Source organism: Pseudarthrobacter sp. CC12 (assembly GCF_039907755.1).
GTDB classification, from domain to species: Bacteria; Actinomycetota; Actinomycetes; order Actinomycetales; family Micrococcaceae; genus Arthrobacter; species Arthrobacter niigatensis.
In genome coordinates this window covers 1-12592 of sequence record NZ_JARDJH010000021.1, presented here as the reverse complement: position 1 = coordinate 12592, position 12592 = coordinate 1, and the positions used below count along the sequence as shown (strand labels likewise).

Below are 12592 nucleotides of genomic sequence, written 5' to 3'. Positions count from 1 at the left end.
AAACGAAAACAGCAGGGGCGCCCCGGTCGGATCGGGGTGCCCCTGCTGGTTCACTGTCTCCCGGCGTTAGCTCTCGGCGCCGCCGTGCAGGCCGTCGTCGCTGCTGTCATCCTCGCGGCCGGTGCCGTGGCCGTCTTCGCTGCGGTCGGAGAGGTCCATGTTGCCGCGGGCCTCGTCCATGGTGGGGCCGCCCGGCGGGACGCTGTAGGTGTCGGGGCGGATTCCGTGCGACTGCTCCTCGATCAGGGCCTGCTCTTCGCTGAAGCGGATTGCGTTGGCCTCGTCGCCGGCGTCGCCGGGGATGTCTTCGCGGAGCTTTGACGGATCCGGGATGATGAATCCTCCGTCGGGCTCTTCTTTATGGGTGCTCATCTTCCCTACCTCCCTGGAATCACTGGTTTCCTACCACCGTAGCCGGGGAGCCGCTAAATACCAAGCACGCTTAGTACTTTGCTGCGTCCCGGGGCTGCGCGGCCTATAAGTCTACGTGCAGGCCGTCGAATGCCATGGAGATGACGTCGTCGGCCAGGCGCTGCGGGGAGAGGGACCCGCCCGGCTTGTACCATTCCACGATCGAGTTGATCATGCCGAACAGGAGCCTCGTGACGGTGCGGGGATCGATATCCTGGCGGAGCGAACCCTCGTCGCGGGCGGCCGAAATCAGCACGGCCACCTTGTGGTCGAAGGTCCGGCGGCGTTCCAGCGCGTCCCGCTCGATTTCGGTGTTGCCGCGCAGCCGCAGCAGCAGCGTGACGAAGGGCAGGCGGTCCACCAGCACCGCCACCGTTTGGCGAAGGACAAATTCCAGCCGGGCATCCGCGGCTCCTGAGGCGGCCTCCGGCTGCTCAAGGATGGACTCAAGGCCGCCGAGTGCGTGGTCAAGGGCAAGCTTGAGCAGGTCGCCCTTGGACGGCACGTGGTGGTAGATCGCGGACTTGGAGATGCCCAGGTTGTCCGCCAGGATCCCCATCGACGTGGCGTCGTAGCCATGGCGGTTGAAAACGTCGACGGCGATGCGCAGCACGGACTGCTGGTCGTATCCGGGACGGCCGCGCTTGGCGGCGCCGCCGACGGCGGGGCTGGTGGTCTGGCTGGTGCTGGGCATAGTGGCTAGTTTCTCACGAACGGTCGGTCGGTCCGGGAGTCCGGGCCGGCCGGGAGGTACCCCGGCCGGCCACGCCCCGCAGCATGTCTCACTACGCCTTGGGCCGCATGTCGTAGATACGGCGGAGCTTGCCGTTGGACCGCTCCAGCGAGCCGGGTTCCACCACGTTCACGGTGCACGAAGAACCCACGTGGATCTTGATCTGTTCCTTCAAGGTGCGCGCCGCCGTCGTGCTCTGCTCAACGGTGACCGCGTCCCGGCGTTCGATCCGGACCGTCAGCTGGTCCATGCGCTGGCCTTCCGGGCGGGTCAGTTCGAGCTGGAAATGCGGGCTCAACTCGGGGATGCGGAGGGCGATTTCCTCGATCTGGGACGGGAACAGGTTCACGCCGCGCAGGATGATCATGTCGTCGCTGCGGCCGGTGATGCGGCCCATCCTGCGGTGCGCCGGACGCGCCGATCCGGGCAGCAGGCGGGTGAGGTCCTTGGTCCGGTAGCGGATGATGGGCAGCGCTTCCTTGGTGAGCGACGTGAAGACCAGCTCGCCGTGCTCGCCGTCGCGCAGGACGTTTTCCTTGCCCGGGGCCGGGTTGAAGGCGTCGATGATTTCGGGGCGGAAGTGGTCCTCCCAGATGTGGCTGCCGTCCTGGGTTTCAACGGCCTCGCCCGCCACGCCCGGGCCCATGACCTCGGACAGGCCGTAGATGTCGCACGCCTTGATGTTCATCATCACTTCGAGTTCGTGGCGCATCTCCTGGGTCCACGGCTCGGCGCCGAGGACGGCGAACTTCAGCGAGGTGGAGGCGGGGTCGATGCCCATGTGTGCCATGGCGTCGGCGATGGTGAGCAGGTACGTGGGCGTGGCAAGGATGGCGTCCGGTTTGAAGTCCTGGATCAGCTGGATCTGGCGCTCGGTCTGGCCGCCGGACATGGGGATGACGGTGCAGCCCAGGGCTTCGGCGCCCGCGTGCGCGCCGAGGCCGCCGGTGAAGAGGCCGTAGCCGTAGGCGTTGTGGACCTTCATGCCCGGGCGGATGCCGGAGGCGCGGAAGCTGCGGGCAACGAGCTTGGCCCAGTCGGCCAGGTCCTGCTTGGTGTAGCCGACGACGGTGGGCCGGCCGGTGGTGCCGGAACTGGCATGGATCCGGGCTACTTGGTTCTGCGGCACCGCGAACATGCCGAACGGGTATTCCTCCCGCAGGTCGTCCTTGGTGGTGAAGGGGAAGTTGCCAAGGTCCTCGAGTTCGCGCAGGTCGCTGGGGTGGATCCCGGCTTCGTCGAACTTGCGCTTGTACAGCGGCACGCGCTCATAGGCGTAGGCCACGGTGTGCTGGAGGCGGGTGAGCTGGAGGGCCTCGAGCTCGTCGCGGGAGATGGTCTCCTCGCGGTCCAGGCCAGGATCGATGCCGGCAGCGGCGGGGGTTTCGGGGGCATGCAGGGTCATGATTTTCCTACTTCTTAGGGATGGTGCGGCTGCGTCCGCGGAACTCGGCGATGAGCTCGCCCGGGCTGCTGGAACTGGGCTGGCCTTCGGGAGCCGGCGCACCGGCGTCGGCGGCGAAGATTTGGATGTCGTAAAGTCCGCTGCGGCCGGCGCTGGAGCGGCGGTCCGCGACGGCGGTGAGCACCTGGCCGCGGAAAGCGGGCTTGAGGAAATTAATGTCGACGCCGGAGGCAACGGTGATGGTGTTTTCCTCGCCGGGTGCAGGGTGGATGGGGTTGCACGCCAGGGCGAAGGCAGTGTCGCCGAAGGCGAAGATCATTCCGCCGTGGGCCATGCCGAAGCCGTTGAGCATTTCCTGCCGCAGCGTCATCCGGATGGTGGCGTGGCCGTCGCTGAGGGCGAGGACCTCGATTCCCATCCACTCGGAGGCGTAGTCGTTTTCCAGGATGGGGTGGGTAGCCCCGGAAAGTGTAGTTTCAGCCATGCGTCATTGCCTCCAGCTTTATTTACCGAATGTTCATTAGGTAATCCCATGAGGGGGTCCGGTGTCAAGGGGAGGCGCCCCGCGGGCGGGCCTTCCCGCCCTGTTACCCGGCCTGTTTTCCGCACCAAACCCGGGACACGCCGTCGTCTGCGGCGCGCCGCAGGGTGCCTAGGAAAGCAACTGGGCTGGAAAGCACGACGGCGGCACGCACCTTCCGCTGCAGACTTCCGCGAGATGGCACCTCACGGCAGTTTCCGGGCGTGGACACCACCATCAAGTGCCATCTCGCGGGCTGGAAGTGCAAGGATTGGAGGGACCGGCACCAAGAGCAAAGGGCGGACCATGGCCACAGGCATCTATGTCAGCGCAACCACCCCCGGGTCGGGCAAGTCCCTCGTGGCCCTGGGCCTGGCGGACACTTTGCACCGGCATGCGGACAGGATCGGCTTCTTCAAGCCGGTAGTCCACGGGCCCTTGGCTGCCGATGACCCCATGGTGGCGCTGATGAAGGCCCGGTTTGCCCTGGAGGACGAGCGTTGCCGCGGCGGCCTGACCCACGAAGAGGTCCGCACCCTGCTCGCAGAAGGAAACCGGGCGGAAATCGATGCCCGGTGCGTGGAGATTTTCGCGGACATCGCCCGGCACTGCGATGTGGTGATCGTGGAGGGGACGGACCTGGTGGGGCAGGATTCCGCCGTCGAATTCGACCTCAACGCGCGGCTGGCCAACAACCTCGCCACGCCCGTGGTGGCGGTGGTGGGCGCCAAAGGGCGGACCGTCGCCGAGACCGCGGCCGCCGTCGAAGTTGCCCGCAAGGAACTCGCCGCCGAACGGTGCGCACTGCTTGCCATCATGGTCAACCGGGCCGCCGCCGCAGACCTGGACGCCATCGCGGCAGCCCTGAAGCCCGGAGCTTCCGGCCGCCCCGTTTACATCCTGCCGGAGCTTGAGGAAATCGCCCGCCCCACCACCGGTGAGGTGGCCGCGGCGCTGGGCGTCCGCCAAATTGCTGGAACGCCGGACATGGAACGCGACGTCAGGGACATCAAAGTTGCCGCGATGAACGTGGGCAACTTCCTGAACGTCCTGGACGAGGGCGCCCTGGTGATCGTGCCGGGGGACCGGGCGGACGTGATGGTGGCCTGCCTGGCCTCGTCCTTCTCGCCCGAATTTCCCGTGGCCTCGGCGCTCATCCTCACCGGCGGCCTGGCGCCGGATGCCAACATCTACCCGCTCCTGGCGCAGGCACCGTTCCCTGTTTTTGCCGCGGACGAGGACACGTACCAGACCGCCCGACGGGTGTCGGAGGTGCGCAGCGAAATCTGGTCCGGGCACCGGCGCAAAGTAGCCTCCGCGCTGGGCCTCTGGTCCCGCCGCGTGGACGAAGCCGAGCTGGTGGAGCGGCTGCACCTTCCCAGGGCGGAACGGATGACCCCGCTGCGGTTCCTGCACGACCTTATCGAACGGGCCCGGGCGCAGCGCCGCCACGTGGTACTGCCCGAGGGGACCGACGTGAGGATCCTGCGGGCCGCCGAGATCCTGCACCGCCGGGACGTCTGCGACCTGACGCTCCTGGGCCCGGAGTCCGACGTCCGGGAGCTGGGAGCCGCCAACGGCATCGACCTGTCCGGCATCACGGTCATCGACCCCGCCACTTCAGACCTTCGGCTGAAGTTCGCCGAGAAGTACGCTGAACTGCGGGCGCACAAGAGCGTGGACCTGCCCAAGGCGCTGGAGATCATGCAGGACGTCAGCTACTTCGGCACCATGATGGTCCAGCTGGGCGTGGTGGACGGGATGGTGTCCGGTGCGGCGCACACCACGGCGCACACCATCCGGCCGGCCCTGGAGTTCGTGAAGACGCGTCCGGGGGTGAAGATTGTGTCCTCGGTTTTCCTGATGCTGATGCCGGACCGCGTGCTGGTCTACGGCGACTGCGCAGTCAATCCGGACCCCAACGTGGAGCAGCTGGCTGACATCGCCCTGGCGTCGGCCGAGACAGCGGCCCAGTTCGGGGTGGAGCCGCGGGTGGCCATGCTCTCGTACTCGACCGGTGGCTCGGGCGCGGGTGAAGCCGTGGACGAGGTGCGGCAGGCCACCGAACTGGTGCGCCAGCGCCGCCCGGACCTCGCAGTGGAAGGCCCCATCCAGTACGACGCCGCCGTGGACGCTTCGATCGCCGCGTCAAAGATGCCCGGCTCCTCCGTGGCCGGCCAGGCGACGGTGTTCATCTTCCCGGACCTGAATACCGGCAACAACACCTACAAGGCGGTCCAGCAGAGCTCCGGGGCTGTGGCGGTGGGCCCGGTCCTGCAGGGGCTGCGGAAACCGGTCAACGACCTCTCCCGGGGCTGCACGGTGGAGGACATCGTGAACACGGTGGCCATCACGGCCATCCAGGCGCAGGCCTGACAAAGGACGACGCCGGCACTTAGGCAGGTGCGGGCGTCGCCTAGGGTGATCACATGGACCAGCCGCTGATGGCCACGAAGCTTTACGTTCCGGTCCCTCCGCGGGGCCTGGTTGCCCGGCCACGCCTTTTCGAAAAACTGGTCCACACCGAAGGCGCCGCACTGACGCTCGTCTCCGCCCCGGCAGGCTTCGGGAAGACCGCGCTCCTCGCCGACTGGCTCGCAGACACCACGGAGCAACAGCGGAACGTCGCCTGGCTTTCGCTGGAACCGGCGGACAGCGACCCGGCCACATTCTGGGCTTATGTCATAGCTGCCTTCCGGAAAACACTCCCCGGTATCGGCACCGCAGCGCAGGAGCTGGTCGCGTCCCCACCATTGGCAACCGAACTTGTCCTGACCGTGCTGCTCAATGACCTCGCCGCAGCCGCCCATGACATCTGGTTGGTCCTGGATGACTACCACGCAGTGGACAGCCCTGCCATCGCTGACGGTATTGCCTACTTCCTCAAACACCATCCGCCCAACGTGCACGTGGTGGTATCCACGCGCTCGGATCCTGGCCTGCCCCTTTCACGCTGGCGGTCACGGGGAGAGCTCCTGGAGATCCGGGCAGCAGACCTGCGGTTCACCCGGGACGAGGCTGCGGCTTACCTCAACGGCGCAGCCGGGCTCGGACTGGCCGACGCCCAGGTGTCAACGCTGGAGCAGCGGACGGAGGGCTGGATTGCCGCCCTGCAACTCGCCGCACTGTCCATCCGGGACCGGCCGGACCCCGCTGGTTTCATTGAGGGGTTTGCAGGTGATGACCGGTACGTCGTGGATTACCTTGTGGACGAAGTCCTGCGGCACCAGACGGACAACGTCCGGAGCTTCCTGGAGCGCACCGCAGTCCTGGACCGCCTGACGGGTCCCCTGTGCGATGCCGTGGCTGGAACGCAGGACGGCGGCCGCATGCTGGCAGACCTGGAGCGGGCAAACCTCTTCGTCATTCCCCTCGATGACAGGCGGGATTGGTACCGCTACCACCACCTTTTCGCCGACGTCCTTCGAAACCGGCTGCTCAGGGACGATCCCGGGCGCGTTCCGGTACTCCACCGGCGGGCCAGCCGCTGGCATGCGTCCCACGGTGGCACCGCCGACGCCGTCCGGCACGCCCTCGCAGGCCAGGACAACGAGTTCGCGGCCCTGCTCGTGGAACAAGCCGTGCCGCTGCTCCGGCGCAACCGCCAGGATACGGTGCTGTTCGCGTGGCTCCGGAAACTCCCTGACGGCTCCATCCGCCGAAGCCCGGTGCTTACCGTCTTTTATGGGGCGATGCTGATGGCGGAGGGCGACCTGCGCGGCGTGGAGCAGCGTCTTGCCGACGCCGAGGAAATGCTCGCGGCCGCGGCTGCCGTCCGTCCAGAGAATCCGGACATGCCGCCGGACCCGGAGAACCTGGAGCTTCAGGCGTTACCGGCGACAATCGCCACCTACCGCGCAGCACTTGCCTTGGCCCGGGGAGACACGGCCGGAGCTGCGGCGTACGCGCGGGAGGCCCTTGAACGCGGGCGCCCGGAGGACCACCTGTCGCGCGGTGCGGCGGCGGGATTCCTGGGACTCGCTGCCTGGGCTGCCGGGACGGTTGATGAAGCGCGGCAGATCTTCACGGAGGCTATAGCCAGCCTTCATGCCGGGGGCAACCTTCTCGACGGGTTCGGCAGCACCGTGATACTGGCGGACATTTTGCTCACGGCGGGCCGGCCCGGTGAGGCGCGCCGGATCTGCAATGTTGCGCTGCAGGCTGCCGCAGATCATGGGGAATCGCTGGTGCGCGCCAGCGCCGAACTGCACGTGGCTCTCAGCGAAATGTGCCGGCAGGCCGGAGAACCTGGCGCGGCAAAAAGCCACCTTGATGCCGCCGCAGAGTTCGTCGAACGCGGGCCGATGACGGAAAGCCGCTACCGCTGGTTCCTGGCCGCTGGATTGTTGGCGCAGGATGCGGGCGACGCTGGACGGGCTGTCAGCTGCCTGGACCGGGCAGAGCAGCTGTACCGGCCGGGTTTCTTTCCGGAGGTCCGCCCTGTTCCCGCAGTCAGGGCACGCCTCTGGATACGCCAAGGCAACCTCGCCGCCGCCGGTGCCTGGGCCCGTGCGCTCGGGATCACAGCGCATGACGACCTCGGTTACCTTGGGGAGTACAACCAACTGACCCTTGTCCGCCTGATGATCGCCGAGCAGCCGGCCGATCCTGCTGCCGCTCTTGATGCACCTGACCTCCTGGGCCGGCTGGCCACCAATGCCGCGGCATCAGGCCGGGCGGGCAGCCTGATGGAAATCAGGATGCTCCAGGCCTTGGCCCTTGCTTTGTTGGGCCGGCGGGCGCAGGCGCAGGAGGCGCTAAGGGAGGCCCTCACGGCGTCACCGGAGCCGGAGGCCTACGTGCGGTTGTTCCTCGACGAAGGGGAACCACTGCAGGCACTTCTGCGCGAGACCGTACGGTCGGGTGACGGGACGCACCACGGCGCCGCTGCAACCGCCCGGCACCTGCTCGGCTTGGCTGCCCCATCCGGGGAGGAGCCGGCACGCTTGGGGGAGGAGCCGCCGGCCGTCATTGATCCGCTGAGTGAGCGCGAACTTCAGGTCCTCCGGCTCCTGGGCACTGAGCTCAGCGGCCCGGAAATTGCCCGGGCCCTCTTCATTTCGCAGAACACCCTCCGTACCCACACCAAGCACATCTTCACCAAGCTTGGCGTGACCAGCAGGCGGTCGGCGGTCGCCCTTGCGCGACGTCATGGCCTGGCCTGACTCCCGGATCACCCTCACGGATCACATCATCGGGTGATGCCCGCTCACCCAACGGATTCCTACCTTGGACTTATCCGGCAGCGCTCCGCAGCCGGAACCCGGAAACCCCAAGGCCCAGGAGCCCAACATGTCCATCACCACCACCCGCCTCACCCGTTGGGCCGGCGTCAGCGCCGCCGCCGCGGGTGCACTGTTCATCGGTGTCCAGATCAACCACCCACACTTGGACGCCGAGTTCGCAGTCACCACAGAGTACGCCGTCCGCCAATCCCTCAAGATCCTCATGGCCTGGCTGTCCCTAATCGGCATCACGGGCATCTACCTTCGTCAGGCTTCACGGGCAAGCATCCTGGGGCTGGTGGGATACCTTGTATTTGCCGCGGGCTACCTCATCATGACCGGCATGGAACTGATCGGACTTGTGGTCCTTCCAACGGTGGCCCGTACCAATCCCGGCTACGTGAATGACGTCTTTGCCCTGATCCTGGGTGAGCCCGTGCACGGCGATGTGGGCCTGATGACGGTGCTGAACCTGGCCGGTGCAGCCACGTTCCTGGGTGGCGGCCTCTTGTTCGGCATCGCACTGTTCCGTGCCCGGGTCCTGGCCCGCTGGGCCGCCGCACTCCTGGCCGCAGCCTCGGTGTCAACCCTGGCCATACCGTTCCTGCCGCAGGTCAACGAGCGGCTCTTCGCCATTCCCACCGGTGTGGCCATGATCGGCCTCGGTTACTCCCTCTGGCGCGGACTGAAGCCTGCTGGCGAGTCCCCGGCCCCAACCGCGGTACTGGGCCAGGTCGGTATGCCGTGACCGCGGTCCCTCGACAAGATATGCCCGGCCGGTACCGCATCCGTGTCGGAGGGCACCTTGACCGGAACTGGTCTGCGTGGTTCGGAGGACTGGCGGTGACGCACGACGACGGGGGAACCACCTCCCTAAGCGGGACGGTCCCGGACCAAGCGGCCCTTCACGGGCTGCTTGCCAAGGTCCGTGACCTTGGCCTCGTGCTCATCTCGGTGGAGGCGGAGGGAACGCATGACGGCGGTACCGGGCTTTTCCGACAAAGCCCGGTACCGCCGTCGAACGCCTAGCTATTGTCCGGCTTGGCGGGGCTCTCAGGGTCCTCCTGCTTTGCGGGTTCGTCGGAGAGACCCTGCGGCGTGAGGTCCAGGTCTTCGGGGTTCTCCGGTGCTTCCGGCGCCTCACCGGTTTCCGCAGCCTTAAGGTTCCCGGTATCGTCCAGCGCCGGGTTGGCGCCCTCAACGACGGTAGGGTCCTTGGAGCCGGACCCGGAGCCGGAGCCGGATTGCAGCGGCGCCGTGCTGCTGGATCCGGTGTTGGTGGGATCGTTCTCTTCGCCCGAAGTGGGTTCGTTCGTCATTCGGAAAGTCCTCTCGACGTGGGCCAGCCTTGTCCGCCGACCATAGGCACAGCCGGGGTGCATGCGCAAGGAAGGAGTGCACTCCATCCGTTACCATCACTGGCATGCCCGGTACAGCCATCACCACCGCCTTCATCCCCGTCCGTGACCCTCACGGGGCGGCCCACTGGTACAGCCGCATGCTGGGACTCACCGTCGCGGACACGAACAATTTCTCGGCACTCCTTACTGGCACCGGAACCGCATCGGTGACGCTGATGGGCCCGGACAGCGGCATCCAGGCTGACCCGGGGCTTTCGTGGGCGACGTGCAACTTCAAAGTCGATGACCTGGGCGCCAAGCGCGCAGAGCTGGCGGGCCAAGGCGTCCCGGTGGGGTCCATTACGGGCTCCCCGGACGTCTGCCTCTTCTTCACGGCCCAGGACCCGGACGGGAACACGCTGCTGCTGACCGACCGTTAGCGCGGCCACATATAGTGGGGTTGAACTGCAGACGCCAGGCTGAGGAGGCCCCGCATGCTCGTGCTCGTGATCAACTCCGGTTCGTCGTCGTTGAAGTACCAGGTCCGTGACGTGGCGGCCGGGACGGTGCTCACCGAGGGACTGATCGAGAAGATCGGCATGGGCAACGGCGGCGGCGGGGACGGTGAGGTCGAAGGCCCGCGGGACCACGCCGAGGCCCTGGAACAGGTTGACGCGGCGATCCACCGGGAGCTGGGGGACCGGGAACTGGGCGCCGTGGGGCACCGGGTGGTCCACGGCGGCGAGCGGTTCGCCGAGCCCGTGCTGGTGGACAACGAAATCACCCGTGCGATCGAACGCCTCAACCCGCTGGCGCCGCTGCACAACCCCGCCAATGTCCTGGGCATCCGTGCGATCACCAGGAAATGGCCCAAGATGCCGCAGGTGGCCGTCTTCGACACCGCCTTCCACCGCACCCTGCCCGAGCATGCCTGGCGCTACGCCGTCCCGGACGAGCTGTACACCAACCACGGCATCCGCCGGTACGGCTTCCACGGAACCTCGCACGAGTATGTTGCGCGCCGGGCCGCGGCGCTGCTGGACGTCCCCATCGAGGAGTTCGACGGCGTCATCGCCCACCTGGGCAACGGCGCGTCCGCCACCGCCATTCGGGGCGGCCTCTCCGTGGACACCTCCATGGGTTTCACTCCGCTCGAAGGCCTGGTGATGGGCACCCGCTCCGGCGACCTGGACCCGTCCATCCTGGTGTTCCTGGGCCGTGCCGGGTGGACGCCGGAGGACATCGACACCATGCTGAACCGTGAATCCGGGCTGAAAGGCCTGGCCGGCAACAACGACATGCGCTCCGTGGTGGAGGCCGCCGAGTCCGGCGACGAGAAAGCCAGCATGGCGCTCGCGGTGGCGTCCTACCGGCTGGCCAAGTACATCGGCGGCTACCACGTGGCCGTCGGCGGGGCCAAGGCGCTGGTGTTCACCGCCGGAATCGGTGAGAACTCCCGGCAGTTCCGGGCGCATGTGGCGGACCGGCTCGGCGCCCTGGGCATCGAGCTCGACGGCGGCCTGAACGCTGAGCGGTCAAAGGAACCGCGCGTCATATCCACGCCGGGCTCGGCGATCCCCGTCCTGGTGGTTCCCACCGACGAGGAGCGCGCCATCGCGGAGGCGACCGCCGCCGTCGTCGGGTCAGCTGCCTCCTGACCCCGCCTGATCCTCAGTAGGTGTCGTAGTCGCAGGGTTTGACCGCGGGGTCTGCCGGAGTCCTGGCGGGCAAATCCTGCAGCCGTCCAATGAGTTCCCGGGTATCCGCGTCCTGTTCCAGGACCCCGTAGACCGGTGCTGAGGCCGCACGGAAAGCTGCGAGCTCCTGCTCTGTTGCCATGACCACCTTGCCGCCACCCTCGCAGTACTTCCGGGCTTCCGCTGAAAGCGGTGCGAGAAGGGCGGAGGCCCATTCCCTGGTTGCATCGGCAGCCTCCTGGAGAATCCGCTGTTCGTCCCCGGTGAGGGCGGCCCTGGCCTTGTTATTGATCACCAAGGTGCTGATCTTCGAATGAACCACAAGGTTTCCGGTGGCGATGGCACGGCCCATTGCGTTCCGTGCCGTCGGCAAATCCTGGGCGTAGGCCATGGACGATTCGGCGCCCCCCACCGTTCCCCTCTCCACGCCGTCACCGAACTCCTGGTCGTCCAGGTCCACGGGTATGGCACCCAGGGCCGCGAGGATGGCGAAGGTGGTGTCGGACAGGGGCGCCCTGACCACCATGCCCTTGACATCCGCGAGGGTGAGGATGGGTGTGGTGAAGGAGAACAGCATCCTTGGGCCGTCCGGAAAGAGCGCCAGGCCTGTGACCCCGGCACTCTCGAGGCTGGCCAGCATCCCGCGGGCATGCTCCGGTTTCACTACTTCCTTGATCATTGCGCTTGATGTCACCAGGAAGGGCGCGGAGAGTGCCCGGAAGTCCAGGACGCCCTCCGTGTCCCACGTCCGGGCCGGCACTACGGCCATCTCCAGGTCTCCGCCCATCACCCGTCGGGCAACCACCTGGTCCCAGCCTTTGCCCGAGTCCCCTCCCGCCCGGTACACCGGGTCAACCACCAAGGTCCGGTGGGAACGGGCCTGCACCTGCCGGGCAAATTCTTCGATCTGGCCGCGGGTGGGCCCGATTGCATCGTCCTGGGTGCCGATGCGGAGCACTTTGGGGCTGGGAGCTGTTGTTGTTGCTGCCCGGGTGGGGTCCTCCATGGAGTCCTCGTACGTGCAGGAAGTGGCGCCCAGCAGAATGCCGACGGCGACGAGGGCTGCCCAGGGGTGTGCGGACTTCACTCTTGCCCCTACTTTCCAAAGGAACGGTAGATGCGACAACACGGGCGCCAGCGAGCCGTACGCGAACGGTACTCCCGGAGGTTCGCCGGGGCCAGAGCCCGCGTTGACTCATTGAAAACCTCCGCGTTGCCGGATTCGTTGCCTCATTTGAAACCTCCGTTTAGCGGCGTGGTG

General features: G+C 67.1%; 12 protein-coding genes. 6 read left to right on the top strand and 6 right to left on the bottom strand.

Features of this window, described 5'->3' with window-relative positions:
* Window positions 1-66: 66 nt before the first annotated feature.
* The 4 genes from PV772_RS14545 to PV772_RS14530 all read right to left on the bottom strand — a co-directional run bounded on the left by PV772_RS14545 (window position 67) and on the right by PV772_RS14530 (window position 3033).
* Window positions 67-372 (bottom strand): hypothetical protein, encoded by a 306-nt coding sequence (locus tag PV772_RS14545; RefSeq protein WP_141159465.1) that lies wholly within the window; start codon window positions 370-372, stop codon window positions 67-69.
* 103 nt (window positions 373-475) lie between these two features.
* The gene (locus tag PV772_RS14540; RefSeq protein ID WP_347886610.1) at window positions 476-1105 is read right to left on the bottom strand and encodes a TetR/AcrR family transcriptional regulator; all 630 of its coding nucleotides are present in this window, start codon (window positions 1103-1105) and stop codon (window positions 476-478) included.
* A 91-nt stretch (window positions 1106-1196) separates the two neighbouring features.
* Window positions 1197-2549, bottom strand: a complete 1353-nt coding sequence (gene paaK / locus PV772_RS14535; RefSeq protein WP_141182369.1) for a phenylacetate--CoA ligase PaaK — start codon at window positions 2547-2549, stop codon at window positions 1197-1199.
* A gap of 7 nt (window positions 2550-2556) precedes the next feature.
* Window positions 2557-3033, bottom strand: a complete 477-nt coding sequence (locus PV772_RS14530) for a hotdog fold thioesterase (RefSeq protein ID WP_141159468.1) — start codon at window positions 3031-3033, stop codon at window positions 2557-2559.
* A gap of 342 nt (window positions 3034-3375) precedes the next feature.
* On the opposite strand from PV772_RS14530, the gene pta reads away from it, so the two are divergent.
* The 4 genes from pta (at window position 3376) to PV772_RS14510 (ending at window position 9323) form a co-directional block, all read left to right on the top strand.
* Window positions 3376-5445 (top strand): phosphate acetyltransferase, encoded by a 2070-nt coding sequence (pta, locus tag PV772_RS14525; RefSeq protein ID WP_347886609.1) that lies wholly within the window; start codon window positions 3376-3378, stop codon window positions 5443-5445.
* A 53-nt stretch (window positions 5446-5498) separates the two neighbouring features.
* Window positions 5499-8234 carry a LuxR C-terminal-related transcriptional regulator gene (locus PV772_RS14520; RefSeq protein ID WP_307359538.1) on the top strand — a complete coding sequence of 912 codons (2736 nt, stop codon included), beginning with the start codon at window positions 5499-5501 and terminating at the stop codon, window positions 8232-8234.
* Window positions 8235-8361: 127 nt separating this feature from the next.
* A complete protein-coding gene (locus PV772_RS14515; protein ID WP_307359535.1) occupies window positions 8362-9042 on the top strand; it encodes a hypothetical protein in 681 nt (226 codons plus the stop codon).
* Between the two features lie 95 nt (window positions 9043-9137).
* The gene (locus tag PV772_RS14510; RefSeq protein WP_210411369.1) at window positions 9138-9323 is read left to right on the top strand and encodes a hypothetical protein; all 186 of its coding nucleotides are present in this window, start codon (window positions 9138-9140) and stop codon (window positions 9321-9323) included.
* On the opposite strand, the gene PV772_RS14505 is transcribed toward PV772_RS14510, so the two are convergent.
* Window positions 9320-9613 carry a hypothetical protein gene (locus tag PV772_RS14505; protein WP_347886608.1) on the bottom strand — a complete coding sequence of 98 codons (294 nt, stop codon included), beginning with the start codon at window positions 9611-9613 and terminating at the stop codon, window positions 9320-9322. The genes PV772_RS14510 and PV772_RS14505 overlap by 4 nt on opposite strands.
* Before the next feature lie 104 nt (window positions 9614-9717).
* On the opposite strand from PV772_RS14505, the gene PV772_RS14500 reads away from it, so the two are divergent.
* Both PV772_RS14500 and PV772_RS14495 read left to right on the top strand, forming a co-directional pair.
* A complete protein-coding gene (locus PV772_RS14500; protein WP_347886607.1) occupies window positions 9718-10074 on the top strand; it encodes a VOC family protein in 357 nt (118 codons plus the stop codon).
* Between the two features lie 54 nt (window positions 10075-10128).
* Entirely contained in the window at window positions 10129-11292 is a 1164-nt protein-coding gene (locus tag PV772_RS14495) for an acetate kinase (RefSeq protein ID WP_141159474.1), read from the top strand.
* A gap of 13 nt (window positions 11293-11305) precedes the next feature.
* Here the strand turns inward: PV772_RS14495 and dctP are convergent, their stop codons facing one another.
* Window positions 11306-12418, bottom strand: a complete 1113-nt coding sequence (gene dctP / locus PV772_RS14490; protein WP_347886606.1) for a TRAP transporter substrate-binding protein DctP — start codon at window positions 12416-12418, stop codon at window positions 11306-11308.
* Window positions 12419-12592 lie beyond the last annotated feature (174 nt).